Annotated in this window: 25 protein-coding genes and 1 tRNA gene; 20 read left to right on the forward strand and 6 right to left on the reverse strand. The window is 72.0% G+C overall.

Annotated features, from left to right (window positions below; all coding sequences use genetic code 11):
* The 17 genes from argC to G545_RS0100170 form a co-directional block, all read left to right on the forward strand.
* On the forward strand, window positions 1-655 hold a 655-nt coding region (argC, locus tag G545_RS0100090; RefSeq protein ID WP_027068625.1), incomplete at its 5' end, for an N-acetyl-gamma-glutamyl-phosphate reductase.
* Window positions 656-711: 56 nt separating this feature from the next.
* Complete coding sequence (gene argH, locus G545_RS0100095) at window positions 712-1992, forward strand: argininosuccinate lyase (RefSeq protein WP_027068626.1); 1281 nt, start codon at window positions 712-714, stop codon at window positions 1990-1992.
* 352 nt (window positions 1993-2344) lie between these two features.
* The gene (gene proB, locus G545_RS12895; RefSeq protein ID WP_081677641.1) at window positions 2345-3553 is read left to right on the forward strand and encodes a glutamate 5-kinase; all 1209 of its coding nucleotides are present in this window, start codon (window positions 2345-2347) and stop codon (window positions 3551-3553) included.
* Entirely contained in the window at window positions 3553-4833 is a 1281-nt protein-coding gene (locus G545_RS0100105) for a glutamate-5-semialdehyde dehydrogenase (protein ID WP_027068627.1), read from the forward strand. The genes proB and G545_RS0100105 overlap by 1 nt, the downstream gene beginning before the upstream one ends.
* 109 nt (window positions 4834-4942) lie before the next feature.
* A tRNA-Pro gene (locus G545_RS0100110) sits at window positions 4943-5019 on the forward strand.
* 269 nt (window positions 5020-5288) lie between these two features.
* Window positions 5289-6659, forward strand: a complete 1371-nt coding sequence (gene hisS / locus G545_RS0100115) for a histidine--tRNA ligase (RefSeq protein WP_027068628.1) — start codon at window positions 5289-5291, stop codon at window positions 6657-6659.
* Complete coding sequence (locus G545_RS0100120; protein ID WP_027068629.1) at window positions 6656-8551, forward strand: HAL/PAL/TAL family ammonia-lyase; 1896 nt, start codon at window positions 6656-6658, stop codon at window positions 8549-8551. The genes hisS and G545_RS0100120 overlap by 4 nt, the downstream gene beginning before the upstream one ends.
* A gap of 126 nt (window positions 8552-8677) precedes the next feature.
* Window positions 8678-8995: a YerC/YecD family TrpR-related protein gene (locus G545_RS0100125; protein ID WP_027068630.1), complete on the forward strand. Its 318-nt coding sequence runs from the start codon at window positions 8678-8680 to the stop codon at window positions 8993-8995.
* Between the two features lie 83 nt (window positions 8996-9078).
* The gene (hisG, locus tag G545_RS0100130) at window positions 9079-9990 is read left to right on the forward strand and encodes an ATP phosphoribosyltransferase (RefSeq protein ID WP_027068631.1); all 912 of its coding nucleotides are present in this window, start codon (window positions 9079-9081) and stop codon (window positions 9988-9990) included.
* Complete coding sequence (gene hisD, locus G545_RS0100135; protein ID WP_027068632.1) at window positions 9987-11285, forward strand: histidinol dehydrogenase; 1299 nt, start codon at window positions 9987-9989, stop codon at window positions 11283-11285. Before hisG ends, hisD begins: the two co-directional genes overlap by 4 nt.
* Window positions 11282-12385, forward strand: coding sequence for a histidinol-phosphate transaminase (gene hisC, locus G545_RS0100140; RefSeq protein WP_027068633.1), 1104 nt, complete (start codon window positions 11282-11284; stop codon window positions 12383-12385). Before hisD ends, hisC begins: the two co-directional genes overlap by 4 nt.
* Window positions 12382-13464 (forward strand): bifunctional histidinol-phosphatase/imidazoleglycerol-phosphate dehydratase HisB, encoded by a 1083-nt coding sequence (gene hisB, locus G545_RS0100145; protein ID WP_027068634.1) that lies wholly within the window; start codon window positions 12382-12384, stop codon window positions 13462-13464. The genes hisC and hisB overlap by 4 nt, the downstream gene beginning before the upstream one ends.
* Entirely contained in the window at window positions 13461-14078 is a 618-nt protein-coding gene (hisH, locus tag G545_RS0100150; RefSeq protein ID WP_231553177.1) for an imidazole glycerol phosphate synthase subunit HisH, read from the forward strand. Before hisB ends, hisH begins: the two co-directional genes overlap by 4 nt.
* Window positions 14075-14851 carry a 1-(5-phosphoribosyl)-5-[(5-phosphoribosylamino)methylideneamino]imidazole-4-carboxamide isomerase gene (locus tag G545_RS0100155; protein WP_052106617.1) on the forward strand — a complete coding sequence of 259 codons (777 nt, stop codon included), beginning with the start codon at window positions 14075-14077 and terminating at the stop codon, window positions 14849-14851. The genes hisH and G545_RS0100155 overlap by 4 nt, the downstream gene beginning before the upstream one ends.
* A complete protein-coding gene (gene hisF, locus G545_RS0100160) occupies window positions 14845-15624 on the forward strand; it encodes an imidazole glycerol phosphate synthase subunit HisF (RefSeq protein ID WP_027068637.1) in 780 nt (259 codons plus the stop codon). Before G545_RS0100155 ends, hisF begins: the two co-directional genes overlap by 7 nt.
* Window positions 15611-16210 (forward strand): bifunctional phosphoribosyl-AMP cyclohydrolase/phosphoribosyl-ATP diphosphatase HisIE, encoded by a 600-nt coding sequence (hisIE, locus tag G545_RS0100165; protein ID WP_027068638.1) that lies wholly within the window; start codon window positions 15611-15613, stop codon window positions 16208-16210. The genes hisF and hisIE overlap by 14 nt, the downstream gene beginning before the upstream one ends.
* Before the next feature lie 57 nt (window positions 16211-16267).
* Window positions 16268-17878, forward strand: a complete 1611-nt coding sequence (locus tag G545_RS0100170; RefSeq protein ID WP_036136477.1) for a calcineurin-like phosphoesterase C-terminal domain-containing protein — start codon at window positions 16268-16270, stop codon at window positions 17876-17878.
* A gap of 41 nt (window positions 17879-17919) precedes the next feature.
* Here G545_RS0100170 and mtnC read toward each other — a convergent pair whose 3' ends face one another.
* The 6 genes from mtnC to nhaC all read right to left on the reverse strand — a co-directional run bounded on the left by mtnC (window position 17920) and on the right by nhaC (window position 23080).
* Window positions 17920-18618, reverse strand: coding sequence for an acireductone synthase (gene mtnC / locus G545_RS0100175; RefSeq protein ID WP_027068640.1), 699 nt, complete (start codon window positions 18616-18618; stop codon window positions 17920-17922).
* On the reverse strand, window positions 18615-19166 hold the full coding sequence (locus tag G545_RS0100180; protein WP_027068641.1) for a 1,2-dihydroxy-3-keto-5-methylthiopentene dioxygenase: 552 nt from the start codon (window positions 19164-19166) through the stop codon (window positions 18615-18617). The genes mtnC and G545_RS0100180 overlap by 4 nt, the downstream gene beginning before the upstream one ends.
* Window positions 19163-19798, reverse strand: a complete 636-nt coding sequence (locus G545_RS0100185) for a methylthioribulose 1-phosphate dehydratase (protein ID WP_027068642.1) — start codon at window positions 19796-19798, stop codon at window positions 19163-19165. The genes G545_RS0100180 and G545_RS0100185 overlap by 4 nt, the downstream gene beginning before the upstream one ends.
* Before the next feature lie 99 nt (window positions 19799-19897).
* A complete protein-coding gene (locus G545_RS15745; protein ID WP_027068643.1) occupies window positions 19898-20146 on the reverse strand; it encodes a hypothetical protein in 249 nt (82 codons plus the stop codon).
* Window positions 20147-20192: 46 nt separating this feature from the next.
* Window positions 20193-21542, reverse strand: coding sequence for a sodium-dependent transporter (locus G545_RS0100195; RefSeq protein ID WP_027068644.1), 1350 nt, complete (start codon window positions 21540-21542; stop codon window positions 20193-20195).
* Window positions 21543-21574: 32 nt separating this feature from the next.
* Window positions 21575-23080, reverse strand: a complete 1506-nt coding sequence (gene nhaC, locus G545_RS0100200; protein WP_027068645.1) for a Na+/H+ antiporter NhaC — start codon at window positions 23078-23080, stop codon at window positions 21575-21577.
* A 302-nt stretch (window positions 23081-23382) separates the two neighbouring features.
* Here nhaC and G545_RS0100205 point away from each other — a divergent pair, with 302 nt between their 5' ends.
* From G545_RS0100205 to G545_RS12900, 3 genes are all read left to right on the forward strand, one after another.
* Window positions 23383-23721: a DUF2388 domain-containing protein gene (locus tag G545_RS0100205; protein ID WP_036136472.1), complete on the forward strand. Its 339-nt coding sequence runs from the start codon at window positions 23383-23385 to the stop codon at window positions 23719-23721.
* Window positions 23722-23830: 109 nt separating this feature from the next.
* Entirely contained in the window at window positions 23831-25654 is a 1824-nt protein-coding gene (locus tag G545_RS0100210; protein ID WP_231553176.1) for a DUF7844 domain-containing protein, read from the forward strand.
* The gene (locus G545_RS12900; protein WP_052106615.1) at window positions 25651-26247 is read left to right on the forward strand and encodes an NUDIX hydrolase; all 597 of its coding nucleotides are present in this window, start codon (window positions 25651-25653) and stop codon (window positions 26245-26247) included. The genes G545_RS0100210 and G545_RS12900 overlap by 4 nt, the downstream gene beginning before the upstream one ends.
* Window positions 26248-26272 lie beyond the last annotated feature (25 nt).

Below are 26272 nucleotides of genomic sequence, written 5' to 3' on the forward strand. Positions count from 1 at the left end.
CATCGACCTGTCCGCGGACTACCGCTTCGACCCGGCCTGGTACTACGGCCTGCCGGAGCTGACGCGCGGACGGTATGCGGGCCAGCGGCGGATCAGCAATCCCGGCTGCTACGCCACCGCCATGCAACTGGCGATCGCGCCCATGCTCGGGCTGCTGGACGGTCCCGTGCAGTGCTTCGGCGTGTCGGGGTACTCGGGGGCGGGCACCACGCCGTCGGACCGCAACGATCCCGGGAAGCTGCGCGACAACCTGATGCCGTATGCGCTGGCCGGGCACGTGCACGAGCGCGAGGTCGGCAGCCAGCTCGGCCACGCCATCGAATTCATGCCGCACGTCGCGCCGCACTTCCGCGGCATCACGATGACGGTGAACATGCACCTGGCGGAGCCGCTGCGGGCGGACGAGGTCGTCGACCGTTACCGCGGCCGCTATGCCGGCGAGCCGCTCGTCCGGATCGTCGAGGACGCTCCGTGGGTGAGTGCGATCGCCGGGCGCCACCATGTCGAGATCGGCGGCTTCACCCTTTCGGAAGACGGCAGGCGGCTGGTGGTCGTGGCGACCGAGGACAACCTGCTCAAGGGCGCGGCCACGCAGGCGCTGCAGAATCTCAACCTCGCCTTCGGCTACCCCGAGCTGACCGCCATCACGCCCTGACCCACGTTCCTGCAGGAGCGGCCCGGGCCGCGAACCTGCCATTTCCAGGACACAACATGACCGACCTCCTCTGGCAGAAGCCCGGCGTCCGCGTCGACGAGCGCATCCAGCAGTTCTGTGCCGGTGACGACGTCATCCTCGACCGCGAGTTCTTCCTGTTCGACATCCAGGCCAGCCGCGCGCACGCGGAAGGGCTGCAGCGGATCGGCATCCTCTCGGCGGAAGAGCTCGCCGCGATCGGCCGCGAACTGGACGCGCTGGCCGAGGACTTCCGCTCGGGCGCGTTCGTGCTCGACGGCCGCTACGAGGACGGGCACTCGGCGATCGAGGCGCGGCTGGTGGAGCGGCTGGTCGACACCGGCCGCCGGATCCACACCGGGCGCAGCCGCAACGACCAGGTGCTGGTGGCGACCAGGCTCTGGCTGAAGGACCGGCTTGGCCGGTTGCAGTCGCTGTGCCGCGAAGTGGCCGAGGTCGCGCTGGATCGTGCGGAAGCCGAGCGGGACGTGCCGCTCCCCGGCTACACCCACCTGCAGCGGGCGGTGGTGTCCTCGCTGGGCATGTGGTGGGCGGCCTGGGCGGAGGCCTTCATCGACAACGCGGCGCGCGCCGCCGACACCCTGGACTGGGTCGACGCCAACCCGCTGGGCAGCGCCGCCGGCTATGGCGTGAACCTGCCGCTGGACCGCGACCACACCACCCGCGCGCTGGGCTTCGGCCGGATGCAGGTGGCCGCGACCTACGCACAGCTCTCGCGCGGCAAGTTCGAGATGGCCGCCATCGAGGCGCTCGCCAGCGCCGTGCTCGACCTGCGCCGCCTGGCCTGGGACCTGAGCCTGTTCACCAGCGCCGAGTTCGGCTTCGTCGCGCTGCCCGCGCAGTACACCACCGGCAGCTCGATCATGCCGAACAAGCGCAACCCCGACGTCATCGAATTAATGCGCGCCAGCTACGCCAGCGTGGCGGCGGGGCGGGCCGAGATCGAGCAGCTGCTCTCGCTGCCCTCGGGCTACCACCGCGACCTGCAGTTCTCCAAGGGCGCGATCTTCCATGCCTTCGGCCGCGGGCTGGGTGCGCTGGAGCTGCTGCCGGACCTGCTGCGGAACCTGGAGTGGAAGGCCGACGCGATTCGGGCGGCGCTGGAGCCGTCGATGTACGCCACCGACCTGGCGGTCGATCTTGCCCGGGAGGGCATGCCGTTCCGGGACGCCTACGTGCAGGCGGCGGATCCCGCGCGCTGGGCGCAGGGCGATCCGGGTGCGAGCCTGCAGGCGCGGGTGTCCCCGGGAGCGGGCGCGGACCTGCGGCTGGACGCCTTGCGCGCCCGCCTGGGGTGACGCCGCGCTGGCGCCGGACCAGCCCGCGGGTTGGTCCGGACGCCAGCGTATGTTAGGCTACCCCGCTTTCGAGTACAGCTTCCGGCGTTGGTGTACGTAACGCCGCTGTCCTGCTCGTGCATCCGCTGGCCGCGTCGGTCGCAATGGGAAGGATGCACGCGTCAATCGCGAACACCGCCGGTGCGTCGCTCCCGCAGGACAGTTTGCAATCCCCAGGTTCGACCTTGGGCGTGGAGCGGGCCTACCGCTTCGTCCATGCCGGAATCGGCTGTTCTCCCGCCGCGTCGCGCGGCGTTGTTCGTGCGGCGTGCACAGGCCCCAAGCAGGCACGACCAGGAGGACTGACAGCACGATGACCCAGGAATTCCCCGAACAACCCATGCCGCGCTGGAAGCGCGCGGTGCTGAAGGTGGGCAGCAGCCTGCTGTCCGACGGCAAGGGCGGGCTCGGCAAGCGCAATGCGGCCGCGCTGGCGCGGATGATCGCCCGCTTCCACGACCAAGGACGCGAGGTCCTGCTGGTGTCCTCGGGCGCGGTGGCGGCCGGGCGCGGGCTGTTCGCCGGCCGCGATGCCGACCTCACCCAGCGCCAGGCGCTGGCGGCCATCGGGCAGACCCCGATGCTGGGGTTGTGGCAGGGCCTGGTCGAGCAGCCGGTCGCCCAGGTGCTGCTGAGCCACGACGACCTGCGCAACCGCCGCCGCTATCTCAACGCGCGCGCCACGCTCAAGGAGCTGCTGCGCGCCGGTGCGCTGCCGATCGTCAACGAGAACGACACCGTCGCCGTCGACGAACTCAAGGTCGGCGACAACGACAACCTGGCCGCCGTGGTGGCCTCGCTCGTGGACGCCGACGTGCTGCTGATCGCCACCGACATCCCCGGCCTGTACACCGGCCATCCCGTCCAGGACCCGGATGCGCGGCCGCTGTCGACCGTGGGCGCGATCACCCCGGACGTCATGGACATGGCCCGCGGCGGCGCCGGCGAGCTCGGCACCGGCGGCATGCTCACCAAGCTAGAGGCGGCCAGCAAGGCCGCGGCGGCGGGCATCGGCACGGCGCTGTTCAACGGCCGCGACGAAGCCACCATCGCCGGCCTGGCCGAGGGCCGCCTGCGCGGGACCTGGATCCCGCCGCACGGCCAGCGCCTGGTCGCCCGCAAGCTCTGGCTGCGCCACACCCCGCCCAGCGGCGGCGTGATCCGCATCGACGAGGGCGCCGCCGAGGCGCTGACCCGCCGCGGCGCCTCGCTGCTGCCCGGCGGCGTGGTGGCGGTCGAGGGCGACTTCAGCCGCTCGGCGATGGTCGACGTGCTGCCCGCCCGCGGGCGCAAGCGGCTCGCGCGCGGCCTGGTGCAGTACGCGTCGGAGGAGCTGGAGCGCATCGCAGGCTGCCACACCCGCGAGATCTGCGAGGTGCTCGGCTTCGACAACGGGGGCTCGGTGATCCACCGCGACGATCTGGTGCTGCTGGACCCCTCGGCCACGTGCGAGCCCGCGGCGCCGACGCCCGCGGCGCGCGCGCCGGCCGCCACCCCCGCACCCATTCTGGAGGCATGCTGATGACCGGATACGTACGGAACCTCGCCCTGAAGGCCCGCGAGGCCGCCACCCGCCTGGCCACGCTCGACGGCGCGGCGCGCGCGGCGCTGCTGCAGTCGATGGCCGATGCCGTCGACGCCGGCCGCGACACCATCCTGGAGGCGAACGCGCGCGACATGGAGCGCGCCCGCGCCAACGGCACCACCGGCGCGATGCTGGACCGCCTGGAACTGGACCCGGGCCGCATCGACGGGATCGTGCAGGCGATCCGCGAGGTTGCCGCGCTGCCCGACCCTGTGGGGCAGGTGACGCGGACCGAGACGCTGGACAACGGCCTCCGGGTCGACCGCGTCCGCATCCCGCTGGGCCTGATCGCGATGATCTACGAGGCCCGTCCGAACGTGACCGCCGACGCCGCCGCGCTGTGCCTGCGGGCCGGCAACGCGGTGTTGCTGCGTGGCGGCTCCGAGGCGCGCGACAGCAACATCGCCATAGCCCGCTGTCTGCACTCGGCGCTGGAGCAACACGGCCTGCCGCGCGAGGCGGTGGCCCTGCTGGAGGACACCGCGCGCGAGCACGTGCTCGAGCTGCTGCAGCTGTCGGACCTGGTCGACCTGGCGATCCCGCGGGGCGGCGAGCGCCTGATCCGCTTCGTGGCCGAGAACGCCCGGGTGCCGGTGATCAAGCACTACAAGGGCGTGTGCCACCTGTACGTGGACCGCGCCGCCGACCCGGCGCTGGCGCTGAAGCTGGCCATCGACGGAAAGCTCTCAAGGCCCGGCGTGTGCAATGCCCTTGAGACGATGCTGGTGCACGCCGACATCGCCGGCGGCTGGCTGCCAGGCGCGTTGGCCGAGCTGCAGGCCCGGGGTGCGGAGATCCGCGGCGACGAGCGGACCCGCGAGCTGTTCCCGGCGGCGAAGCCGGCCACGGAAGAGGACTACGACACCGAGTACCTGGCCCCGGTGTTGACGGTGAAGGTGGTCGACGGCTTCGACGAGGCGGTCGCGCACATCCAGCGCCATACCTCCGACCACACCGAGGTCATCGCCACGGGCGACCAGGACACGGCCGACCGCTTCGTGCGCTCGATCCGCAGCTCCGCGGTCATGGTCAACGCCTCCTCGCGCTTCAACGACGGCGGCGCGCTGGGCCTGGGCGCGGAGATCGGCATCTCCACCACCCGGCTGCACTCCTACGGCCCGATGGGCCTGGAGGCGCTGACCATCGAGCGCTACGTGGTCCGCGGGGAAGGGCAGGCGCGGCACGGCGACGTGCCGAAGGTGGCGGAGGCCGCCTGAGTACAGGGCGCACCCGGGGCCCGGCCGGCCAGACCCGGCCGGGCGCTTCCCGATCCGGTTTTTCCCCTTGCCGGCCCCCGGAACGGCCGTTACAATGCGCTGCTCCCGTCGGGGTGTAGCTCAGCCTGGTAGAGCGCTACGTTCGGGACGTAGAAGTCGCAGGTTCAAATCCTGTCTCCCCGACCAAGAATCGCGAGGAAGGCCGCCCTTTTGGGGCGGCCTTCCTCGTTTTTCCCTTCTCCCGCTTCTGCTTCCCTTCTCCCGCTTGCGGGAGAAGGTGCCCGAAGGGCGGATGAGGGCGCTCTTGCTCTTCCAGAAGCAAAAAGCAGGCCCTCACCCCGACCCTCTCCCGCAAGCGGGAGAGGGGGCAATGTTGCGGGCGGGAGAGGGGGCAAGAGCGGAGCGGCCCGGTAGACTTGTCGGCTCCCCCTGAACGCCCGAGCCCGGAGCCGGACTTGATCAAGCCACGCACGCCCCCCGGGGTCATGGAGCTGCTGCCCCGTGACCAGATCGCCTTCCAGCGGATGCTGGACACCATCCGCCGCAACTACGAGCGCTTCGGCTTCCTGCCGGTGGAGACGCCGGTGATGGAGTTGTCGGAGGTGCTGCTGACCAAGTCGGGCGGGGAGACCGAGCGGCAGGTGTACTTCGTCCAGTCCACCGGGGCGCTGGAGAAGGCGGGCGAGGGCATGCCGGAGCTGGCGCTGCGCTTCGACCTGACCGTGCCGCTGGCCCGCTACGTGGCCGAGCACGAGCACGACCTGGCGTTCCCGTTCCGGCGCTACCAGATGCAGCGGGTGTACCGCGGCGAGCGCGCCCAGCGCGGGCGCTTCCGCGAGTTCTACCAGTGCGACATCGACGTGATCGGCAAGGACAGCCTGAGCGTGCGTTACGACGCCGAGATCCCGGCGGTGATCCACGCGGTGTTCTCCGAGCTGGCGATCGGCAAGTTCACCATCCAGCTCAACAACCGCAAGCTGATGCGCGGCTTCTTCGAGGACCGCGGCGTCGCCGATCCGGACCTGCAGGCACGGGTGCTGCGCGAGGTCGACAAGCTCGACAAGCGCGGCGCCGACTACGTGCGCGAAACGCTGACCGGCGAGGGCTTCGGGCTGGCGGCCGACGCGGTGGACGCGATCATGGCCTTCGTCCAGGTGCGCTCCACGTCCCACGCCGAGGCGATCGCCCACCTCGATGCGCTCGGCGACGGCAACGAGGCGCTGCGCGAGGGCGTGGCCGAGCTGCGCGAGGTGCTGGAACTCGTGCGCGCGATGGGGCTGCCGGAGGCCGACTACGCGCTCAACTTCTCCATCGCCCGGGGCCTGGACTACTACACCGGCACCGTCTACGAGACCACGCTGGACGACTACCCGCAGATCGGTTCGATCTGCTCCGGCGGCCGCTACGAGAACCTGGCCAGCCACTACACCAAGTCGAAGCTGCCCGGCGTGGGCATCTCCATCGGCCTGACCCGGCTGTTCTGGCAGCTGCGCGAGGCCGGGCTGGTGGGCACGGGCGAGAGCACGGTCGACGTGCTGGTCACCCAGATGGATGCCGACGCGCTGCCGCAGTCGCTGGCGCTGGCCTCCGAGCTGCGCGCCGGCGGGATCGACACCGAGGTGGTCATGGAGGCGTCCAAGCTGGGCAAGCAGTTCAAGTACGCCGACCGTGCAGGCATCCGCTTCGTCGCGGTGCTAGGCGAGGACGAGGCGGCGCGCGGGGTGGTGACGATCAAGGACCTGCGCGACGGCGACCAGTTCGAGGCGCCGCGCGCCGGGATGGTGGCCGCGGTGCAGGCACGCATGGCCCAGGGGGAGGCGCGATGACGCCGGTAAGGCTGGATGGCCGTTCGCTGACGCGGGCGCAACTGGTGGCGGTGGCCCATGGCGCGTCCGTCGAACTGGACGAATCGCGCCTGCCGGCGGTGGCCAGGGCCGCCGAGTTCCTGGCCGCGCAGGTGGCACGCGAGGAGCCGATCTACGGCGTCTCCACCGGTTTCGGCAGCAACGCCGACCGCCTGCTCGGTGGCCGCCGCGTCCGCAGCGGTGCCGGCCCCGACGCGATCAACCCGCACGAATCCCTGCACGCCGAGCTGCAGCACAACCTGATCGTCACCCACGCGGTGTGCGTGGGCGAGCCGTTCGCGCCGGAGGTGGTGCGGGCGATGCTGTGCATCCGCATCAACACCCTGCTGCGCGGCCACTCGGGCATCCGTGTCGAGACCCTGCAGGCGCTGGTGGCGATGCTCAACGCCGGCATCGTGCCGGTGGTGCCGCAGCTGGGCTCGGTGGGTGCCTCGGGCGACCTGGCGCCGCTGTCGCACCTGGCGATCGTGCTGCTGGGCGGTGGCGAGGCCTTCTACCAGGGCGAGCGGCTCCCGGGTGGCGAGGCGCTCTCGCGCGCCGGGCTGGAGCCGGTCACGCTGTCCTACAAGGAAGGGCTGGCGCTGAACAACGGCACCGCGCAGATGCTCGCCTGCGGCGTGCTGGCCCTGTCGAAGCTGGAGGAACTGCTCGACACCGCCGACCTCGCCGCGGCGATGACGGTCGATGCCTTCGCCGGCCGCACCGGGGCGTTCGCCGAGGAGGTCCACGCCCTGCGCCCGCATCCGGGCCAGGTCGAGGTGGCCGCCCACCTGCGCAAGCTGCTGGACGGCTCCACGCTGGCCGACATCCCGTACCACCTGGTGCCTCGCTTCCGCCCGTGGACCCCGCAGGCCTGGGACCAGGACGACGCCGATGCGCCGGGCTTCGACCTCGCCTGGGACTGGGTGCCGGCCGACCAGCGCCATGGCCGCGAGAAGTTCTACCAGCGCTTCCGCCCGTTCCGCGGCGGCAAGAAGCACCAGCCGCAGGACAGCTACTCGCTGCGCTGCGTGCCGCAGGTCCACGGCGCCGTCCGTGATGCCGTCGCGCAGGCCGCGCGAGTGCTGGAGATCGAGCTGAACTCGCTCACCGACAACCCGATCGTGTTCCCGGACGCCGACCGCGAGCACGTCGAGGAGCAGGTGGTCTCGGCCGGGCACTTCCACGGCATGCCGCTGGCGCTGGCGATGAGCTACGTCAAGGCGGCGATCCCGACCCTGGCCAGCATCTCCGAGCGCCGGCTCAACAAGCTGGTCGACCCGGCCACCAACGACGGCCTGCCGGCCTTCCTGATCGGCAACGAGGACGCGACCGAGTCGGGCTTCATGATCGTGCAGTACACCGCCGCGGCCATCGTCAACGACCTGGCCAGCCGGGCGATGCCGGCCTCGGTGTACTCGATCCCGACCAGCGCCAATGCCGAGGACCATGTCTCGATGGGCGCCAACGAGGCCCGCCATGTGCTGGCGATGGTCGAGGACCTGGGCAAGGTGCTGGGGCTGGAGCTCTACACCGCCGCGCAGGCGCTGGACCTGCGGCTGGACATGATCAACGCCGCGCGGGCGCTGGCCCGGGGCGGAGACGCGGCGGCGCTGGCCGGGAAGGTCCATGGTGGGCCGCGTGACCGCGACGGCGCGCTGCAGGACACATTTGGCAGCGAGGTGGAGGGGCTGCGCGCCGAGCTGGCCTCCGCGCCGGAGTTCCGGCCGGGCCGGGCGGTGGCGGCCGCGCACGCCGCGATCCGCGAGCGCATTCCCTACATGCCGCGGGACCGGGCGATGGACGGGGACGTCGCCGCGGCGGTACGGCTGGTGGCGGATGGGGTGGTGCTGGCGGCGGCCCGGGCTGGCTGACGTCCGCCGCCACTGCCGGGGTTTCGGATGCCGCCGCGGTCTTCCGCGGCGGCATTTTTCGTTCCCGGGGTTGACCGGCGGCGCGTAGCACATTAACGTGCTAACGCGTTATTACATTGGGACGGCATGAAGCGTCGGGACGCCAGCACCGCGGAGCAGTACCAGCACGACGAGCTCGATGAGCTTGCGTCGGCGCTGGCGTCGCTGCGCGATGCCGGCGAGGTCCGGGCCTTCCTGCTCGACCTGTGCACGCCCGCCGAGCTGGAGGCGATGACCGACCGCTGGAAGGTCGTGCCGCTGCTGCTCGAGCGCATTCCGTACCGCGAGATCCACGAGCGCACCGGGGTCAGCGTGACCACGGTGGGCCGCGTGGCCCGCACCATCGAGTACGGCGCGGGTGGCTACGCCACCGCCATGCATCGACTGCATCGACATCGGGCCTGATCCCGAAGCTTCGTCGTTGCCGGGGCCTTCGCCCCTTTCCGCACCACCGGCCCCTGCGCCGGACCCCTCCCAGGAGATCCCCCATGCCCACCAACGGCCGCGCCGAGCGCGAACGCCTGCGCATTGCCATCCAGAAGAGCGGGAGGCTGGCCGAGCCTGCCCGCACGCTGCTTTCCGCCTGCGGCCTCGACTGGCGCGTGCAGGGCGACCGGCTGTTCTGCCATGGCGAGTCGCTGCCCGTGGACCTGCTGCTGGTGCGCGACGACGACATCCCCGGGCTGATCGCCGACCAGGTGTGCGATCTCGGCTTCGTGGGCCGCAACGTGCTGGCCGAGCAGGACGGCGAGCGGCGGGCTTCCGGGCAGCCGTCCGCGTTCCGGGAGTGGCGGGCGCTCGGCTTCGGCGCCTGCCGGCTGGCGCTGGCGGTACCCGACGGTTGGCAGTGGACCGGGCCGGGCCAGCTGGCGGGCCGCCGCATCGCCACCAGCTACCCGGTGCTGCTGCGCGAGTGGCTGGCCCGCGAGGGCGTCGATGCGGACGTGGTGCGGCTGTCCGGCTCGGTGGAGATCGCGCCGCGGCTGGGGCAGGCCGATGCCGTCTGCGACCTGGTGTCGAGCGGCGCGACGCTGGCCGCCAACCAGCTCAAGCCGGTGGCGACGGTGCTGGAAAGCGAGGCCGTGCTGGCCGGCCCGGTGGAACCGCTGGAAGGGGTGCGCGGCGAGCTGGCCGGGCTGTTGCTGCGGCGCCTGGATGGCGCGCTGCAGGTGAGGAACACCCGGCTGTTGATGTTCCAGGCCAGCCGGGATGCGTTGCCCGACCTGCTGCCGCTGCTGCCCACCTCGCAGACACCCACGGTGATGCCGGTGGAGGGCGGCGACCGGCTCGCGCTGCAGGCCCTGTGCGGGAGCGCGGTGACCTGGCAGCAGCTGGAGGCGCTCAAGCGTGCCGGCGCCAGCGGCCTGATGGTGCTCCCCGTCGAGGGGATGCTGGCATGAGGACCCTGGTCTGGAACCAGCTGGACGCGAAGGCGCGTGCCGCGGCCCTGCGGCGTCCTGCGCAGGTGGAGGCCGCCACGACGGCCCGGGCGGTCGAGGCGCTGCTGCGCGAGGTCCGCTCCGGCGGCGAGGAGGCGCTGCGCTCCCTGAGCCGGCGTTTCGATGGTGCCGATCCCGGGCAGCTGGAAGTGTCCCCGGAGGAATTCGCCGCCGCGGAAGCGGCCACGCCGCGCGCGCTGCGCCTCGCGATCGACGAGGCCGCGACGCGGATCGAGCGCTTCCACCGCGCCGGCATGCGCGAAGACGTGGCGGTGGAGACCGCGCCGGGTGTGCGCTGCGAGCGCGTGCTGCGCCCGATCCGGCGCGTCGGGCTGTACGTGCCCGCCGGTTCCGCGCCCCTGCCTTCCACCGCGCTGATGCTCGCCATCCCCGCACGCCTGGCCGGCTGCCCCGAGGTGGTGCTGTGCACGCCGCCACGCGCGGACGGCACGGCCGACCCGGCGGTGCTGGTTGCCGCCGCCCGCGCCGGCGTGGACCGGGTGTTCAAGCTGGGCGGGGTGCAGGCGATCGCCGCCATGGCGTTCGGGACTGGACCCGTCCCCGCCTGCGACAAGCTGTTCGGGCCCGGCAACGCCTGGGTCACCGAAGCCAAGCGCCAGGTGGCCGCGATGGAGGGCGGTCCGGCGATCGACCTGCCGGCCGGCCCTTCGGAGGTGCTGGTGGTCGCCGACGCCGGGGCCAATCCGGTGTTCGTCGCCGCGGACCTGCTGTCCCAGGCCGAGCACGGCCCGGATTCGCAGGTGCTGCTGGTCACCGACGCACCCGCGCTGGCGGAGGCCGTCGCGGACGAGCTCGAGCGCCAGCTCGCGCGCCTGCCACGCGCCGGCACCGCACGCGCGGCGCTGGAATCCTCCTCGATCATTCTGGTCGGCTCGCCCGGCGAAGCCCTGGAGGTCAGCAACGCCTATGCGCCCGAGCACCTGATCCTGGCCCTGCGCGAGCCGCGGAAGTGGCTCCCCCGTGTGACCGCGGCGGGCTCGGTGTTCCTGGGCGACTGGGCACCGGAGGCGCTGGGCGACTACTGCAGCGGCACCAACCACGTGCTGCCCACCAGCGGCGCCGCGCGGCATGCCAGCGGCCTGGACGTGTCCGCGTTCCAGGTGTCGATCACGGTGCAGGAGGTCGACCGGTCCGGGCTCGGTGCGATAGGACCGTGCGCGATCGAGCTGGCCCGCGCCGAAGGCCTGGAGGCGCACCTGCGGGCGGTGGCGCTGCGCCTGGGGGCGGCGGCATGAACATGGCCGTGGACCGCAGCGGGGACCCGCTGAACCTGGTGCGGCCGGACCTGCTCGGCTTCGAGGGCTACCGGTCGGCACGCGTCGCCGGCGGGGCCGGCCGCGAATGGCTCAACGCCAATGAAGCCGCCTGGCCCAACCCGGTGGATCCGGATGCCCGCTTGCGCCGCTACCCGGACCCGCAGCCGCAGGCCCTGCGCGAGCGGCTGGCCGCGCTCTACGGGTGCGACGCCGGACAGTTGCTGCTCACGCGCGGGAGCGACGAGGCCATCGACCTGCTGGTCCGTGCGCTGTGCCGGCCCGGGGGCGATGCCGTGGTCGTCTGCCCGCCTACCTTCGGCATGTACGCCGTCTGTGCGCGCCTGCATGGAAGCCGCGTCCTCGAGCTGCCGCTGGTCGAAGGTCCGGGCGGATTCGCCTGCGCGCTGGACGAGGTCGCGACCCTGGCGGAAGCCTCCCGGGCGCGGCTGGTGATGCTGTGCTCGCCGGGCAACCCGACCGGCCACCTGGTCCCGCTGGAGGCGATCGACGCCCTGGCGTGGCGGCTGCAGGACCGGGCCATGCTGGTGGTGGACGAGGCCTACATCGAGTTCGCGGAGGCGCCCTCGGCCACGACGCTGCTGCCGCGGCGGCGCAACCTGGCGGTGCTGCGGACGCTGTCGAAGGCCCACGCGCTGGCCGGACTGCGGCTTGGGAGCGTGATCGCCGACCCCGCGCTGGTGCGGGTCCTCGCGCGCTGCCAGGCGCCGTACCCGTTGCCGGCCCCGAGCGTGGAGCAGGCGTTGCAGGCGCTGGAGCACGACGTGCTGGAAGCCACCCGGGCGCGGGTCGAGGAGACCGTCGCCGGCCGCGAGGCACTGCGCGCCGCCCTCGGGCGCCTGCCGGGGATCCGGACGGTGTATCCGTCCTCCGGCAACTTCCTGCTGGTCCGCTTCACCGACGCGGCGGAGGCGTTCGACCGGCTGCTCGGGGCGTGCGTGGTCGTGCGCGACCAGCGGCATGTCCCGGGGTTGGAGGATGCGCTGCGCATCACCGTCGGCACCCCGGAGCAGAACCGGCGCGTGCTCGATGCGCTGGCCGGCGCGGAGGCGGCCGCATGAGCGCGCCTCGTCCGATCCTCTTCGTCGACCGCGACGGCACCCTGATCGAGGAGCCGGCCGACTTCCAGGTCGACCGCCTCGACAAGCTGCGCTTCGTGCCCGGCATGCTGCCGGCGCTGCTGCGGCTGCGCGACGCCGGCTACCGGCTGGTGATGGTCAGCAACCAGGACGGCCTGGGCACCCCGGCGTTCCCGCACGCGGACTTCGAGGCGCCGCACCGCCTGCTGATGCAGCTGCTGGAAAGCCAGGGCGTCGTCTTCGAGGACGTACTGATCGACCCGAGCCTGCCCGAAGAGGGCGCGCCTACCCGCAAACCGGGCATCGGGCTGGTGTTGCCGTACCTGCGCGACCGCAGTGTCGACTGGTCGCGCTCGGCGGTGATCGGCGACCGCGAGACCGACGTCGCCTTCGCCCGGAACCTGGGGGTGCGTGCCTTCCAGCTGCGCACGGAGGAGTTCGGTGGCGAGTGGGACTGGCCGTCGATCGCCCACGAGCTGGTCGTGCTTCCGCGCCGCGGCGAAGTGGAGCGCAGCACGCGCGAAACCCGGATCCGCGTCCAGGTCGACCTGGACCGCGTGGCCGAGGCGCGGGTACGCACCGGCCTGGGCTTCTTCGACCACATGCTCGAGCAGCTCGGCAAGCACGGCGGCTTCGCGCTGCAACTGGAGTGCGACGGCGACCTGCACGTCGACGAGCACCACACCGTGGAGGACTGCGCGCTGGCGCTCGGCGCGGCGCTGCGCGAGGCGGTCGGCGACAAGCGCGGGCTGGCGCGCTACGGCTTCAGCCTGCCGATGGACGACGCCCTGGCGAGCGCGGTGCTGGACTTCTCCGGGCGGCCGTACCTGGTGTTCGACGGCATGTTCCGCGCCGATCGGGTCGGGGCGCTGCCGACGGCGCTGGTGCCGCACTTCTTCCGCTCGCTGTGCGAGGCCGCGGGGCTGAACCTGCACCTGCGGGTCCGGGGCGAGGACGACCACCACAAGGTCGAGGCCTGCTTCAAGGTCGTGGCGCGTGCCTTGCGGCAGGCGCTGGCGCGCGAGGGCAACGAGCTGCCCAGCACCAAGGGCCTGTTGTGAGCGGCGCTGACGCGGTGGAGGTGCTGCTGGTCGATGCCGGCGGGGCCAACCTGGGCTCGGTGCGCTACGCCTTCGAGCGGCTGGGTGCACGGGTGCGGATCGGGCGCGAGCCCGGCGAGGTGCGGTCGGCGGCGCGGCTGGTGTTGCCGGGCGTGGGGGCGGCAGGCACCGCGATGGCCCGACTGCGGGAGCTTGGCCTGGTCGAGGCGCTGCGCGCCCGGCGCGGGCCGGTGCTGGGCATCTGCCTGGGCATGCAACTGCTGTTCGAGTCCTCCGACGAGGGCGATGTCGAGTGCCTGGGGCTGCTGCCGGGACGGGTGCGCCGCCTTGCGGGCGGACCCGGACTGCGGGTGCCGCACATGGGCTGGAACGGCCTGTGTGTGGTGCGCGCCGATTCGTTGCTTTCCGGCGTGGGCGACGGCGACACCGCCTACTTCGTGCATTCCTACGCCGCGCCCGTCGGCGACTTCACCCTGGCCGCCACCGGTCACGGCGGGCAGTTCAGTGCCGTCGTGCGGCAGGGCGACTGCTGGGGCGTGCAGTTCCATCCCGAGCGCTCGGCGGCGACCGGCGCGCGGATCCTCCAGAACTTCCTCACCGGAGTGCCCGCATGAGCACGACGCCCCTACCCGCTGGCAACACCCGGCCTTTCGAGCCGATCCCGGCGCTGGACCTGCGCGGCGGCCGCGTGGTGCGCCTGGAGCAGGGCGATTACGGGCGCGAGACGGTCTATGGCGATGATCCGGCGGCCATCGCGCGCCGGTACGCCGACGCCGGCGCGCGATGGCTGCACCTGGTCGACCTGGAAGCCGCGCGGGACGGCGGCTACACCCTGCACGCATTGCTGCGGGAGCTCGGCGGTTCCGGCCTGCGGGTGCAGACCGGGGGCGGCGTGCGCAGCGCCTCCGACGTGGAGCGGCTGCTCGAGGCCGGCGCCGCGCGCGTGGTGGTCGGCTCCATGGCGGTGCGCGAGCCGGAGACCGTCGCCGGTTGGCTGCGGGACTTCGGACAGGGGGCGGTCACGGTTGCGCTGGACGCCCGGCAGGGTCCGGATGGCGAGTGGCGATTGCCGGTTGCCGGCTGGACCCGCGACGGCGGCGCCACCCTCGGCGCATTGCTGCAGCACTATGTGCAGGCCGGGCTGGCGCACCTGCTGTGCACCGACATCGAACGCGACGGCATGCTCGCCGGTCCCAACCTCGGGCTGTACCAGTGGATCGTCCGGCGCGCGCCGGGGTTGCAGGTCCAGGCCTCCGGCGGCATCCGGGACATCGCCGACATCGTGGCCGCCCGCGAGGCGGGCTGCGCCGCGGCGATCCTGGGCCGCGCGCTGCTGGAGGGCCGCTTCGGACCGGCGGACGCTGCGGCGGAGCGGCGGCCATGCTGAGGCGGCGCATCATCCCCTGCCTCGACGTGCGCGACGGCCGGGTGGTCAAGGGCGTGCGCTTCCGCGACCACGTCGACGTGGGCGATGTGGTCGAACTGGCGTTGCGCTCCCGCGACCAGGGTGCCGACGAACTGGTGTTCTACGACATCACCGCCAGCCCCGAGGGGCGCTGCGTGGATCCGGACTGGGTCCGGCGGGTGGCGCGCGAGCTGGACATCCCGTTCTGCGTGGCCGGTGGCATCGACGGCGTCGCCGCGGCGCGGGCGGTGCTGCATGCCGGCGCCGACAAGGTCTCGATCAACACCCCGGCGCTGGAGCGCCCCGCGCTGGTCGGAGAGCTTGCCGCGGAGTTCGGCTGCCAGTGCGTGGTGGTCGGCGTCGACAGCCTGCGCGATGACGATGGACAGTGGCGGGTGCGCGCCTTCACCGGCGATCCCTCGCGCACCCGCGCCGACGGGCGACGGACGCTGGACTGGATCGAAGAGGTGCAGCAGCGGGGCGCCGGCGAGATCGTGCTCAACTGCATGGGGAGCGATGGCGTGCGCGACGGCTACGACGTGGAGCAGCTGCGCGCGGCCAGGGCGGTGTGCAGGGTGCCGCTGGTCGCCTCCGGCGGCGCGGGCAATGCGCGCCACTTCGCCGAGGTGTTCCAGCAGGCCGATGTCGACGGCGCGCTGGCCGCGAGCGTGTTCCATTCCGGCACGCTCGCCATCCCCGAGCTCAAGCGCGAACTTCGGTCCCGGGGCGTGGAGGTGCGCGATGCAGTGGCTTGAACAGCTGGACTGGGACAAGCAACAGGGCCTGCTGCCCGCGATCGTGCAGGACGCCGACACGCTGCAGGTGCTGATGCTGGGCTACATGGACCGCGACGCGCTCCGGACCACGCGCGAGACCGGCCGGGTCACGTTCTTCAGCCGCAGCCGGCAACGCCTGTGGACGAAGGGCGAATCGTCCGGGAACGTGCTGGAGCTGGTCTCCCTCGACGTGGACTGCGATGGCGACACGCTGCTGGTGCAGGCGCGGCCACGCGGGCCCACCTGCCACCTGGGACGCCCGAGCTGCTTCCCCGACGCGCCGGCCGACTTCCTCGCCGGCCTGGACCGGCTGGTCGCCCGGCGCGAGCGCGAGCGGCCACCCGGCAGCTACACCACGTCGCTGTTCGAGTCCGGTACCCGCCGCATCGCGCAGAAGGTGGGCGAGGAAGGCGTCGAGACCGCGCTCGCGGCGGTGGCACAGGACGGACAGGCGCTGGCGGGCGAGGGCGCGGACCTGCTCTACCACCTGCTGGTGCTGCTGCACGCGCGCGGGCTGTCGTTGGCCGATGTGGAGGCGGTGCTGCGCGAGCGTCATCGCGGCTGACGGTGCCTCGCGTAGCGGCGGGCTGCTAGTCTTCGCCGCTCCTGCAGGAGGGGTGCGATGTCGGATCCGCGACCGGTACGTTGGCTGGCTTCCCTGGTGCTCGGCGCGATGCTGCTGCCGGTGCAGGCGGGCACGCTGCTCGAGGGGGAGGCGTTCGTCGACCTGGACGGCGATGGCCGCCGCGGTCCCGGGGAACAAGCGGCGGAGGGGATCAAGGTCTCCAACGGCCGCGAGGTCGTCCTGAGCGGCCCCGATGGCCACTTCGCACTGGAGCTGCGCGAGGGCGACACCGTCTTCGCGATCAAGCCACCGGGATACGCGGTGCGCCCAGGCGAGAATGGCCTGCCCGAGTTCTGGCAACACCACTTTCCCGACGGCTCGCCGGAGCTGCGCTACGGCGGGATCCCCGCCGGCGGCGTGGAGCGGTTCGACGTGGCCCTGCAGCCTGTCGAGGAGGCCGGCGGCCCGCTGGAGGTGCTGGTCCTGGCCGACCCGCAGGTCAAGAACACGGCCGACGTGGACTACTACGCGCGCGACATCATCGCCGACATCGCGGCGCGCCCGCCGGCGGCCTTCGGCATCAGCCTGGGCGACATCGTCGACGACGACCTCTCGCTGTACCCGGCCCTCAATGCGCACACCGCCTCGCTCGGGATCCCGTGGCTGCACGTGCCCGGAAACCACGACCTGGACTTCGATGCCGCCGACGACGCGCATTCGCTGCTGACCTACCGGCACACCTTCGGCCCGGACACCTTCGCCAGGGAGGAGGCCGGCGCGTCCTTCGTGCTGCTCGACAACGTCATCTACCTGCCCGGGCAGCGCCCGGCGTACACGGGCGGGCTGCGCGAGGACCAGTTCGCCTTCCTGGAGTCCTACCTGGCTACGCTGCCGGACGGGCAGGTGGTGGTGGTCGGGGCGCACATCCCGTTCTTCGACACCCATCCCGACCCGGCGGTGGAGACCTTCCGCAGCGCGGACCGCGAGCGCCTGTTTGCCCTGCTTGATCGCTTCGACCGCGTGCTGCTGCTGAGCGGCCACGGCCACGTCCAGCGGCACGTCTTCCACGAGGCCGCCAGCGGCTGGGAGGGCGCCTCGCCACTGCACGAGTACAACCTGGGTGCGGCCTGCGGCGCGTTCTGGTCCGGGGTGAAGGACGAGGCCGGCATCCCGGACGCGACCATGGCCGACGGCACGCCCAACGGCTACGCGACCCTCCACATCGAAGGCGGCGACTACCGCCTGGCCTGGCACCCGGCGCGGCTGGGGCAGGACGATCCCGCCTTGACGCAAGCCATGGCGCTGCATGCACCCAGGGTGCTGCGGCAGGGGGCGTATCCCGCCTGGGGCGTGTACGCGAACGTCTTCATGGGGACGCCCGGCACGCGCGTCGAGTACCGGGTCGGGGAGGGCGAATGGCAGCCCATGCGCCGCGTCGAGCGTCCGGACCCGCGGCTGCTGGCCGAGAACGTGCGCGACGACGAGGCCGCGCAGCTGCGTGGCTACGACCGCTCACCGGAGGCCGAGCCGAGCACCCACCTGTGGCGCGGCGCGCTGCCGACGGACCTCGCCGAAGGCGAGCACACCATCGAAGTACGCGCCTTCGACCCCTGGCTGGGGGAACAACGCGCCCGCACAACCTACCGCCTGCAATCCGCAAATCCGTAGGGCGCAACAGCGCAATACGGCGCGACAGCGCCTATTGCGCCCTACGGTAGCGGGAGGGCGATTTCGGCGAAGGATTCCACGCGCGGATGGCCGTTCCACTCGGCCTCAGTCCGTGCGACCGGGTAGTCCTCGCGGCGGTCGAGCAGGGTGGTCGCCAGGCCGGCGTCGCGGGCGGCGTCCAGCTCGGCGACCACGTCGGACAGGAACAGGATCTCCCTGGCGGGCAGGCCGATCTCCGCGGCGATCCTGCGATAGCTCTCCGCCTCGCGCTTGGGACCGCTGGTGGTGTCATACCAGCCCGATACCAGCCCGGTCAGGTCCCCATGGCTGCTGTGGCCGAACAGCATGCGCTGCGCCGGCACGCTGCCGGAGGAATACACGTGGATGCCGATGCCCGCGTCGTGCCAGCGCTGCATCGCCTCCACCGCGTCGGGGTAGAAGTGCGAGTGGAACTCGCCGCTGCGGTAGCCGTCGGCCCAGATCATCCCCTGCAGGGCCTTGAGCGCGGTGTGCTTGCGGTCCTCGTCGATCCAGCCCTGCAGCACTTCCACCACCATGGCGTCCTGGCACGCGCCGCCCAGTTCCGCGGCGACCTGGTCCAGCCATCGGCGCACCTCCGGCTCCTGGCCGCGGGCCTCGACGAAGCCGGGCAGGGCGCGGCGGGCGTACGGGAACAGCACGTCCTTGACGAAGGAGATGCTGCTGGTGGTGCCCTCGATGTCGGTCAGGATCGCCTTCATGCGCCCGGCTCGAAACGGGGGAAGCGCGCGGCGATGTCGCTGCCGGTGAAGTGCCCGACCCAGCCCTCCGGGTCGGTGAAGAAGCGGATCGCGACGAAGCGCGGCTCCGGCCCCATGTCGAACCAGTGGGTGGTCCCGTCGGGCACCGAGATCAGGTCGCCCTTTTTGCACAGCACCTCGTAGACCTTGCCGTCCACGTGCAGGGTGAAGAGCCCGGAGCCGTCGACGAAGAAGCGGACCTCGTCCTCCTTGTGGAAGTGCTCGTCGAGGAACTTCCTGCGCATCTGCTCGCGCTGCGGGTTGTCCGGGGCGATCGAGACCACGTCGACGCTCTGGAAGCCGCGCTCGCGCACCAGCCGGTCGATGTCCGACCGGTAGGCCTCCATGATCTTCTCCGGCGTGTCGCCGGCGGCAACGGGGGCGCTGGCCTCCCAGCGCTGGAAGTCGACCCCGATCGGCGCCAGCTCGGCGGCGATGCGGTCCGGGTCCGAAGTCTCCAGCTGCGGCGTCCGCGGGTCGTCGTTGGCAAAGATGCGCAGTCGGCTCATTGCTGCAGTCTCCTCAGGTCCAGTTCGCAGCCGAGCAGGAACTCGAATGCCTCCAGGTGGCGGCGGGCCTCGGCCATGTCGCGGCCCCACGCGTACAGGCCGTGGCCGTCGATCAGGTACCCCCAGGCCGGACCGCGGTCGAGCCCGGCATCGGCCAGTGCGGACAGTGCGACCATGTCCTGGCTGTTCGGCAGCACCGGAAGGTCCAGCGCGGTCTCGTGGGTGCCGGTGCCGGCAAAGGCCTTCAGCAGCTCGTAGCCTTCCAGGCGCACGTGCCCGGCGCCGGCGAACAGCCTCGAGGCCACCGTCTGGTTGTGCGAGTGGGTGTGCAGCACGCAGCCGACCTCCGGGAAGCGCCGGTACAGCCGGGTGTGCAGCAGGGTCTCGGCCGAAGGCCGGCGGTCCGTGCCCACCGGCGCGCCGTCCAGGTCGACCACCATGAGCCCGGACGCGTCCAGCCGGCCCTTGTCGCCGCCCGACGCGGTGATGGCGACGTGCCGCTCGTCCATCCGCATCGAGAAGTTGCTGCTGGTCGCCGGCGTCCAGCCGCGCGCGGCGAGCTCGCGGACGTTGGCGACGAGTTCGGCGGCGCAGCGGTCGAAGGCGTGGGCGTTGTAAGGGTCTGCACTCATCGCCCGGATTCTACCGTAGGGCGCAATAGCGGCCCTGGCCGCGTACTGCGCCGGATGGTCACGGCGGGTGCGTCAAAGTACGGCGCGATACGCCTTCGGCTATTGCGCCCTACGGTCCTTCAGGCCGGCGCGCAGGCGGCTGTGGCGATAGCCGTAGCCGAAGTACACCACCAGCCCGAACAGCGTCCAGCCGACGAAGATCCGCCAGTGCTCCACGAACGGCTGCCAGAACAGGTACAGGCAGGCCAGCACGGCGGCTTCGCCTTCAAGGCTGCCTTCGACCGGCTCGCCGGCATCGACGTGGCCTGCCGGCTCGATCGGCTTGCGCGCCAGGAGTTGATGGAGCATTGGAGTGGTTCCGGTGGGCGCGCTGCGTCGATTGCGTGGGATCAGGTCAGAACAGGGCGTTGATCAATACCGCCGCGACCAGCAGCGGGCACAGGATCCGCAGCAGCCAGCGCCACAGCGTGAAGCCCCAGGCCGGCATGCCCGCCAGCTGCTCGCGCAGGATGCCGTCCTTGAGCACCCAGCCAGCGAACAGCGCGATCAGCAGGCCGCCGACCGGCAGCATGATGTCGTTGGCGACCAGCTCGATCAGCCCCATCAGGTCTCGGTCGAGCAGGCGCACGTGCGACAGCAGGTTGAACGAGAACACGGTCAGCAGGCCGAGCGCCCAGCACACCAGCGCCACCAGGATCGCGGCGCCCTTGCGGCTGCGGCCGCGTTCGACCATGTAGGCGGTCGCCGGCTCCAGCAGCGAGATCGAGGAGGTCCAGGCGGCGACGAACAGCAGGGCGAAGAACGCCAGCCCGTACGCGATGCCGCCGGTCATCACCTCGAAGGCGAGCGGCAGCGAGGTGAAGATCAGGCCGGGACCGCCGCCCTCGGGGCTGATGCCGAAGGCGATCACGATCGGGAAGATCGCCAGGCCGGCCATCAGGGCCACGGTGGTGTCGCAAACCGCGACGATCGCCACGGTGCGCGGGATCGAGACGTCGCGCGGCAGGTAGGCGCCGTAGGTCATCATCGCGCACATGCCCAGGCTCAGCGTAAAGAACGCCTGGCCCATGGCGGCGACGAACACGCCGGCGTCGACCTTCGACCAGTCCGGGCGGAACAGCCACCCCGCGGCCTGGCCCAGGTGCCCGGTGGTGGCCCCGTAGGCGACCAGCAGCAGCAGGGTCAGGAACAGCGCCGGCATCAGGAAGCGCACCGCGCGCTCCAGGCCCTTCTCCACGCCCAGGGCGACCACGCCGACGGTCGCGCCCATGAACAGCGCGTGCCACAACAGCAGCTCGGTGGGACTCTCCAGCAGCGAGCCGAAGACCGCCGCCGGGTCGGTGATGTGGGCGCCGCCGAACAGCTGCGCCAGGTACAGCCAGGCATAGCGCAGCGTCCAGCCGCCGACCACGCTGTAGAAGCTGAGGATCAGGACGCCGGCGACGATGCCGATCCAGCCGATGCTGGTCCAGCCCTTCGATGCGCCGGTCTCCCGGGTGATCGCGCCCAGGGTGGTGATCGGGCTGCGGCGGCCGTGGCGGCCGATCAGGATCTCGGCGATCAGCACCGGCAGTCCGACGATGAAGATGCAGGCCAGGTAGACCAGCACGAAGGCGCCGCCGCCGTTGTCCGAAGCCAGGTAGGGAAAGCGCCAGATGTTGCCCAGGCCGACCGCGGAGCCGGTGGCCGCCAGGATGAAGGCCAGGCGGGAGGACCACATGCCGTGGAGGGAGGTCTTTTCCATGTACTGCGTCTTCCGTTCGGTTCGGGAGGTCGTCAGCCGGTGCGGTGCCCGGGGCCGGCCTCGGCGGGTGGGGTGCCCGGCACCACGCGGGCGCCGGGCTCGCGCAGGACCTTGAAGCCGGCGTAGCCCAGGACCACGGCCAGCAGCGGGTTCACCAGGTTGAAGAAGGCGAAGGGCAGGTAGTCGAAGGTCGCCACGCCCAGGGTGGCCGCCATGTAGGCGCCGCAGGTGTTCCACGGCACCAGGGGCGAAGTGATGGTCCCGCCGTCCTCGAGTGCACGCGACAGGTTCACCGGGGCCAGGCCGCGGCGCTCGTACTCGGGTTTGTACAGCCGCCCGGTCAGGACGATCGACATGTACTGGTCGGCGGCGACGACGTTGGACGCGGCCGCCGTGCCGATGGTGGCCGCGATCAGCGAGCCGGTCGACTTCGCCGCCTTCAGCACGCTGCGGATCATGCGCTCCAGCAGCCCGGTCGCCTCCATCATCGCGCCGAAGCCCATCGCACACACGATCAGCCACACGGTGTTGAGCATGCTGACCATGCCGCCGCGGGTGAGCAGGTCGTCGACCGCGGGGTTGCCGGTGCTGGCGCGGTAGCCATCCGACAGCGCGCTCCAGGACCCGGCCAGCAGGGCCATGGGGCGTGACAGCGCGGGCTGGTCGGCCAGGGCGACGACGATGTCCGGCTGGAAGACCACCGCGAACACCGCCCCCAGCAGTGCGCCGACCAGGATGCTGGGGTAGGCCGGGAAGCCGATCACCGCCAGCACGAACACCACCACCATCGGGATCAGCAGGTGCCAGCCCAGGTCGAAGTGCTCCCCGAGGACGGCGGGCAGGTCGCCGAACGCCTCGGCTTCGCCGGGCGGCGCGCCGCTGCCCAGGCCGATGGCGGTGAACAGCACCAGCGCGATCAGCAGGCTGGGCACCGTGGTCCAGGTCATGTGCCGGATGTGGGCGAACAGCTCGCTCCCGGCCGCCGCCGGGGCGATGTTGGTCGTGTCCGAGAGGGGTGAGATCTTGTCGCCGAAGTAGGCGCCGGAGATCACCGCGCCGGCGGTGATCGCGGGCGACATCTCCAGGCCCTGCGCGACCCCGATCAGCGCCACGCCCAGCGTGCCCGCGACCGTCCAGGAGCTGCCGATCGACATGGCCACGATGGCGCAGATCAGGCAGGCGGCCGGGTAGAAGTACGAGGGGTGCAGCAGTTCCAGCCCGTACACGATCAGGGTCGGGACGGTGCCGCTGAGGATCCAGGTCCCGATCAGCCCGCCGACCGCCAGCAGGATGAAGATCGGCACCACCGCCAGCGAGATGCCGTCGACCAGCACGCGCTGCAGGTCGCCCCAGTCCAGTCCGTTGCGCACGCCGATGATCGCCGCCACGCCCGCGCACAGCATCAGCGAGACCTGGTTCGGTCCGTAGGAGGCGTCCTCGCCGAACAGGTAGACCGCCAGGGCCAGCAGCACGACCAGGAACGCCAGCGGGGTGAGCGCCTGCAGCAGGGACGGTTCGCGTGCCTCGCGGGCGGTCATGCCGCCGGGTCCATCGCAGCGCCGGGACGGGCCACGCCGGATCGGCTCGGCTGGGCGCCGGTCAGGATCGGCTGGTTCGACATCTGCTCCCCCGGTGGTCGACGACGCGTCTGGATGCGCCTTGCCCGTTGCGGTGAGCGCAACGTGACGAAGCACGCGACGTTACCCCAGCGCGGGAAGCAGCGGCAACCGTGGCCAAAGGCATGGTCGAATGCCCCGCCGCAGTCATGCGGACCGGCGCGCGGCGCGCTACGCTGTCGCCCGCCGCCGCGTCCCGCCGGCGCCGTACACAGGCCAGACCCATGATCCGCACCCGTCCCGTAGCCCGTGCCAGGACCCTTGCCTGCGCCGTCCTGCTTGGCCTCTGCGCCCCGGTCGCGGCGTCCAGCTTCTACACCACCTCGGACGCGCTTTCCGGCTCGGTCGGCGGCACCAGCAACGGCATCTCGGCGACCAGCGGCAGCTTCAGCGACGACAAGGTGGTGCTGGCCGCGCGCGACGACGCGGCCAGCTTCGTGGCCACCGACGGGCAAGTGCGGGGAGCGCGTCTCGAGGCGGCGCTCCGGCATGTGCGCGAGCGGCTGCCGGCGGCCCGCGAGGCCAGCGACCTGGAGCTGGCGCGGGCGATCCTGACGCCCTAGTTTCCGTGGGGGTGCCTGCGCAATGAGTGCCGGCCGGCCTGGCGCATGCCGCGGGCAGGCATGGTGGCGCGCCCTGCTTGCCGCGGCCTGCCTGGCTTGTGCGGCGGCGGTGCCCGCCACGGCCTCGGTGCTGCGGTTCGACACCGCGCGGGACATGGATGCCGAGGTCGCCGCGGCGACACGCGCGCTGCTGGAGGAGGCCGAGGCGAAGCTGCCGCCGGCCATGCAAACGCTTGCTCCGGTCGCAGTGCGCTGGAGCGACCGGCTGCCGCCGGACGTGGCCGGTCGTGCGACGCGGGGAACCCTCCTGCTCAACGAGACGATGCGCACGGCGCTCGATGCCGTGCCCGGCGACGTCTCCGGGCAGGAGGCCCGCGAGCGCCTGCTAGCCACCGTGATCCACGAACTGGGGCATTTCCACGACCGCCGCGCCGGCCTGTCGCGCGACCCGCGCCTGCTCGACCTGGCCGGATGGCAGGAGCGCGCCCGCAAGCCCGGCCGCGAGGGCGACAACCCGTTCAGTGACCGCAGCCCCGATCGCTACGAGCTCGCCAGCCCGGCCGAGTTCGTCGCCGTCAACCTCGAGCACTTCCTGCTCGACCCGGAGTACGCCTGCCGCCGGCCGGCCCTGTACCGGTACTTCGCGGCCCACTTCGAGTGGGAATCCGGATCCGCCGGGTGCACTCCCGGGATCCCGTACCTCGATGCCGCCGCGGACGAGGGCGACCCGGCGCTTGCGCTGCTCGACCCCGCGCGCGTGTACGAGGTCCACTACCTGCTGGCCGAGGGCAACCACGAGCTGATGAGCCGCTGGGGCCACTCGATGCTGCGCCTGGTGGTCTGCGCGCCCGGCCGCGAGCCCGGGCCGGAGTGCCGCCTGGACCTGTCGCACCACCTGGTGCTGTCGTTCCGCGCCTTCGTCGACGACGTGCAGCTGTCCAGCTGGGCCGGACTCACCGGGGGCTACCCGTCGCGGCTGTTCGTCCTGCCGCTGGAGCAGGTGGTCGAAGAGTACACCGCGGTCCAGCTGCGCGGCCTGCGCTCGATCCCGCTGCACCTGCAGCCGGCCGAGATCGCGATGCTGCTGGAGCGGACCGGGCGGCTGCACTGGAGCTACGCCGGACGCTACCGCTTCATCGGCAACAACTGCGCCGTGGAGACATTCAAGCTGTTGCACGACGGCGTGCCGCGCCTGGCCGGCGAGCGGCTGGCCGCGATCACCCCGACCGGCCTGCTGTCGAAGCTGGAGCGCCGCGGAGTCGCCGATGCCGCCGTGCTGGAGGACCGCGACGAGGCGCTGCGGCTGGGCTACCGCTTCGACTCGCTGGAGGCGCGGTTCCAGCAGATGCTGGACGTCGCCAGGGCGGAGTTCTCCATACCAGCGGTGCAGGGGCAGGGCGGGGTCGCCACGAGCGAGCGGCAGGCGTTGGAGGTGGCCACTCCGGCGGAATGGTTCGAACTGGAGCCCTTGGCCCGCCGTGCCTGGATGGAGCAGGCCACGCCCCGCGCCGGCGCCGCGTTGCTGTTGCTGGAGCATGCGGCGCGCCGCCGGCAGCTGGCCGCTTCGCGTGACTGGCTCAAGCGCCGGTACCTGGAAGGCGGCGCGGTGGATCCGGCGGTGCTCGAGTCGGTGGCGGCGACGCTGGAAGGCCTGCTGGAAGGCAGCGGCCTGGCCACCCGGCCGGCGCTGCTGCTGGCCGGGGAGCCGGGCTACGGGTTGCCACAGGAGGCCGAGCGCCGGGTAGCGACCGAGCGTGCGGCGGCGCACCGGCAGCGCCTCGATGCGCTCGCCACGGAGCTGGAAGCGCAGGTGGTTCCGTTGCTCGACCCGGCGCTGGCGGCCGGCTTGGCCGCCATCGACGACAACATCGCCGCGCTCGGGGCGCGCCTTCGGGAACAGCAGCGCGCCGAGGGGGCGCTGGTGCTGCCATGAGCGTCGGGGAAGGCCTTGGAGCGCAGCTCGACGATTACCTGCGCCGGTGGCCGGAAGAAGCCGCGACCGTGGAGCTGTTCCGCGGGCTCCTGGCCGGGCACGGCCCTGGCGCCAACGCGTATGTGCGCGAACGCCTGGAAGGCCACTTCACCGCGTCGGCGTGGCTGGTGGACCGGACCGGCACGCGGGTGCTGCTGACCCACCATCGGAAGCTGGGGCGGTGGCTACAGCTGGGTGGGCATGCGGATGGGGACGAGGATCTTGCGCGGGTGGCGCTGACGGAGGCGCGGGAGGAGTCGGGGCTGCCGGGGCTGGTGGTGGAGCCTGGGCTGTTCGATCTGGACCGGCACTGGATTCCGGAGCGGGGGGAGGTGCCGGGGCATTGGCACTATGACGCTCGGTTTGTGGTGCGGGCGGGGGTGGACGAGCGGTTTGTTGTCAGTGCGGAGTCGCTGGATCTGGCTTGGCGGGATATTGGCGGGATCGCGAACGACGCCGATGCTGATGCTTCGTTGCGGCGGATGGCGGGGAAGTGGGGGCTCGCGGGTGGTTCGGGAGCCCTCATCCGCCCTTCGGGCACCTTCTCCCGCTAGCGGGAGAAGGGAAGGGCGGGAGAAG

Source organism: Lysobacter defluvii IMMIB APB-9 = DSM 18482 (genome assembly GCF_000423325.1).
GTDB classification, from domain to species: domain Bacteria; phylum Pseudomonadota; class Gammaproteobacteria; order Xanthomonadales; family Xanthomonadaceae; genus Novilysobacter; species Novilysobacter defluvii.

Bases quoted from the DNA above. Each gene is read 5' to 3' on its own strand.
- argH (WP_027068626.1), top strand. From the start codon at position 712: ATGACCGACCTCCTCTGGCAGAAGCCCGGCGTCCGCGTCGACGAGCGC.
- proB (WP_081677641.1), top strand. From the start codon at position 2,345: ATGACCCAGGAATTCCCCGAACAACCCATGCCGCGCTGGAAGCGCGCG.
- G545_RS0100105 (WP_027068627.1), top strand. From the start codon at position 3,553: ATGACCGGATACGTACGGAACCTCGCCCTGAAGGCCCGCGAGGCCGCC.
- G545_RS0100120 (WP_027068629.1), top strand. From the start codon at position 6,656: ATGACGCCGGTAAGGCTGGATGGCCGTTCGCTGACGCGGGCGCAACTG.
- G545_RS0100125 (WP_027068630.1), top strand. From the start codon at position 8,678: ATGAAGCGTCGGGACGCCAGCACCGCGGAGCAGTACCAGCACGACGAG.
- hisG (WP_027068631.1), top strand. From the start codon at position 9,079: ATGCCCACCAACGGCCGCGCCGAGCGCGAACGCCTGCGCATTGCCATC.
- hisD (WP_027068632.1), top strand. From the start codon at position 9,987: ATGAGGACCCTGGTCTGGAACCAGCTGGACGCGAAGGCGCGTGCCGCG.
- hisC (WP_027068633.1), top strand. From the start codon at position 11,282: ATGAACATGGCCGTGGACCGCAGCGGGGACCCGCTGAACCTGGTGCGG.
- hisB (WP_027068634.1), top strand. From the start codon at position 12,382: ATGAGCGCGCCTCGTCCGATCCTCTTCGTCGACCGCGACGGCACCCTG.
- G545_RS0100155 (WP_052106617.1), top strand. From the start codon at position 14,075: ATGAGCACGACGCCCCTACCCGCTGGCAACACCCGGCCTTTCGAGCCG.
- hisF (WP_027068637.1), top strand. From the start codon at position 14,845: ATGCTGAGGCGGCGCATCATCCCCTGCCTCGACGTGCGCGACGGCCGG.
- hisIE (WP_027068638.1), top strand. From the start codon at position 15,611: ATGCAGTGGCTTGAACAGCTGGACTGGGACAAGCAACAGGGCCTGCTG.
- G545_RS0100170 (WP_036136477.1), top strand. From the start codon at position 16,268: ATGTCGGATCCGCGACCGGTACGTTGGCTGGCTTCCCTGGTGCTCGGC.
- mtnC (WP_027068640.1), bottom strand. From the start codon at position 18,618: ATGAAGGCGATCCTGACCGACATCGAGGGCACCACCAGCAGCATCTCC.
- G545_RS0100180 (WP_027068641.1), bottom strand. From the start codon at position 19,166: ATGAGCCGACTGCGCATCTTTGCCAACGACGACCCGCGGACGCCGCAG.
- G545_RS0100185 (WP_027068642.1), bottom strand. From the start codon at position 19,798: ATGAGTGCAGACCCTTACAACGCCCACGCCTTCGACCGCTGCGCCGCC.
- G545_RS15745 (WP_027068643.1), bottom strand. From the start codon at position 20,146: ATGCTCCATCAACTCCTGGCGCGCAAGCCGATCGAGCCGGCAGGCCAC.
- G545_RS0100195 (WP_027068644.1), bottom strand. From the start codon at position 21,542: ATGGAAAAGACCTCCCTCCACGGCATGTGGTCCTCCCGCCTGGCCTTC.
- nhaC (WP_027068645.1), bottom strand. From the start codon at position 23,080: ATGACCGCCCGCGAGGCACGCGAACCGTCCCTGCTGCAGGCGCTCACC.
- G545_RS0100205 (WP_036136472.1), top strand. From the start codon at position 23,383: ATGATCCGCACCCGTCCCGTAGCCCGTGCCAGGACCCTTGCCTGCGCC.
- G545_RS12900 (WP_052106615.1), top strand. From the start codon at position 25,651: ATGAGCGTCGGGGAAGGCCTTGGAGCGCAGCTCGACGATTACCTGCGC.